Origin of the sequence: Burkholderia cepacia (assembly GCF_001039005.1) — a bacterium.
Lineage (GTDB): Bacteria > Pseudomonadota > Gammaproteobacteria > Burkholderiales > Burkholderiaceae > Burkholderia > Burkholderia theae.
Genome location: NZ_LDWR01000116.1, coordinates 1 through 2649, shown reverse-complemented (window position 1 = coordinate 2649; position 2649 = coordinate 1). Strand labels below are relative to the sequence as shown.

1 protein-coding gene is annotated in these 2649 nt (G+C 66.4%); it reads left to right on the top strand.

The genetic code is table 11. The annotated features are described in order from the left end of the window. The first annotated feature begins 74 nt into the window (after positions 1 to 74). Entirely contained in the window at positions 75 to 2621 is a 2547-nt protein-coding gene (locus VL15_RS38115; protein WP_048252065.1) for a fimbria/pilus outer membrane usher protein, read from the top strand. Positions 2622 to 2649: the final 28 nt, after the last annotated feature.

The window sequence follows — 2649 nt, the reverse complement described above, 5'->3', positions numbered from 1 at the left end:
CCCGGGCAGGGCGCAGGCTTGCTCACGCTCGGCTGCCTATCGTGATTCAACGTATTTCTAGCTTGCCGCTGTCCATGCACTGGCGTCCGCGCCCGTGCTGCCTGCTCGCACTGGCGATGTTCGCATCGACTGGCGTGATGGCGGCGACCACGGATGCCACGCAAGTGGCGGAAGTCCAGTTCAACGATCTGTTCCTGCAGCGCCCGGGTGGCGCGCGGGTGGACGTGAGCCGCTTCGAGAAGGGCAATGTCGCGTTGCCGGGTTCGTATCGCGCCGATCTGTTCGTCAACACGAACTGGATCGGTCGCGCCGAGATCACGCTGCGCCAGGTGGGCAACAACCCGAACAACGTCCAGCCGTGCTTCAATCGCGACCTGCTGCAGCAGGTCGGCGTGGATCTCGCGAAGCTGTCGCCCGAGGCGACGCACATGCTGACGGATCCGAACCAGGCTTGCGCGACGATCGGCATGCTGGTGCCCGACGCGGTTGCCACTTTCGACAATGGCGAGCAGCGGCTCGACGTCAGCATTCCGCAGGCCTCGCTGAGCCGCGCGGCGCGCGGCTACGTGGACCCGCGCTACTGGGACGAGGGCGTGCCGGCCGCGCTGCTGTCGTACAACGGCAATATCTATCGTGCCGAGAACCGGGGCGCCTCGTCGACCCAGGCGTTCCTGGGCCTCACCGTCGGCCTGAACGTCGGGCCCTGGCGCTTCCGCCACAACGGCAACACCACCTACGACTCGCACGGCGGTCCGCACTACCAGAGCGTGCAGACCAGCCTGCAGCGCTCGATCGCGCGTCTGAAGGCGCAGTTCGTGATCGGCGACGCGTTCACCGACGGCACGATGTTCGACAGCGTGGGTTTTCGCGGCGTGCAGCTCGCCAGCGACGAGCGCATGTATCCGGAATCGCAACGCGGTTACGCACCGACCATCCACGGCATCGCCAACAGCAATGCGCTGGTACAGGTGCGCCAGAACGGCAACGTCATCTACAGCGCCAACGTCGCGACCGGCTCGTTCGTGATCGACGATCTCTATACGACCGGTTATGGCGGTGACCTCGACGTCATCGTGACCGAGGCCGACGGCAGCATCCACACCTTCAAGGTGCCGTATGCGTCGGCCGTCAGTTCGCTGCGGCCGGGCATCACGCACTTCAGCGTGACGGCCGGCCAGTACCGCAGTCCGCTGTTGTCGAGCAAGCCGGCGCTGTTCCAGGCGACCGTACAGCATGGTTTCACCAACCTGATCACTGGCTACGGCGGCGTGACGGCCGCGCCCGGCTACGTGGCCGGCGTGGTCGGCGCCGCGCTCAATACCCAGTTGGGCGCGTTCGCGCTCGACATCACGCAGGCCAATACCGATTTGCCGGGCGTCGGCACGCGCCACGGCCAGAGCGTGCGGATCTCGTACAGCAAGCTGATCAGCCCGACCCATACCAATATCGCGGTGGCGGCCTATCGCTATTCGAGCAGCGGCTACCTGGGCCTGCAGGACGCGATGCAGTTGCGCGGCCGGCAGACGGGCGGCGTGAGCGGTCTGCTGTCGGGCGGCGTGCGTCGCGGCCAGTTCCAGGTCACGCTGAACCAGAGCTTGCCGGAGGGCTGGGGCGCCTTCTACCTGTCGGGCTCGACCGTCAACTACTGGAATCGCGGCGGCAACGACACGCAGTATCAGGCCGGCTACAACAATAATTTCCGGCGCATCAACTACGGCGTGTCGGCCGCGCGCCAATTCGACGTGACGCAAAACCGCTGGGACAACCGCTTCATGTTGAACGTGTCGATCCCGCTGAACCTCGGCTCGCGCACGGTGTATTCGTCGACCAGCCTGCAGCACGATTCCCGTGGTTCGACCGTGGTCCAGCAGTCGATGACGGGGGCGCTCGGCGTCGACAACGCGCTCAGCTACGGCGTGAACGTCGGCCGGACCAGTGGCGGCGGCGCGAGAGCGGCGACCAACGTGGGCGGCAACGTGTCCTACATGTCGCCGTATGCGACCGTCACGGGCAATGCTTCGACGGGCACCGGCTTTACGCAGTACGGCGGCGGCATCTCGGGCGGCATGGTGGCCTATGCGGGCGGCGTTGCCTTTACGCCGACCATGGGCGAGACCATCGCGATCGTCGAGGCCAAGGACGCGCACGGGGCACGCGTGACGGCCGGCAGTGGGCTGCGCGTCGATCCGTTCGGTCATGCGCTGGTGTCGAGCCTGACGCCGTTTTCGACCAACGAGGTGGAGATCGATCCCAAGGGTGTGCCGATGAGTGTCGAGCTGAAATCGAGCGCGCAGCACATCGCGCCGACCGCAGGCGCGGTGGTGCGACTGAAGTTCGAGACCGAGGGCGGCGGGCGCGCGGTGATCATGCGCGCGCGCATGGCCGATGGCGAGCCGGTTCCGTTCGGCGCCGAGGTGAGCGATGCGGCGGGGCGGAATGTCGGCACCGTCGCGCAGGATGGCCGCATCGTGCTGCGCGGCGTGAAGACCGACACCGGCACGCTGAATGTGAAGTGGGGCGATACGGTCGCCGATGGCTGTTCGATGTCGTACACGCTGGCGACGGCAAGCAAGACGAGCAAACAACGCTGGACCGATGCGGAAGCGGTATGCACGAAATGAGCGAAGCGGGCGCGATGGACCTGGGAGA

Bases quoted from the DNA above. Each gene is read 5' to 3' on its own strand.
- VL15_RS38115 (WP_048252065.1), top strand. From the start codon at position 75: ATGCACTGGCGTCCGCGCCCGTGCTGCCTGCTCGCACTGGCGATGTTC.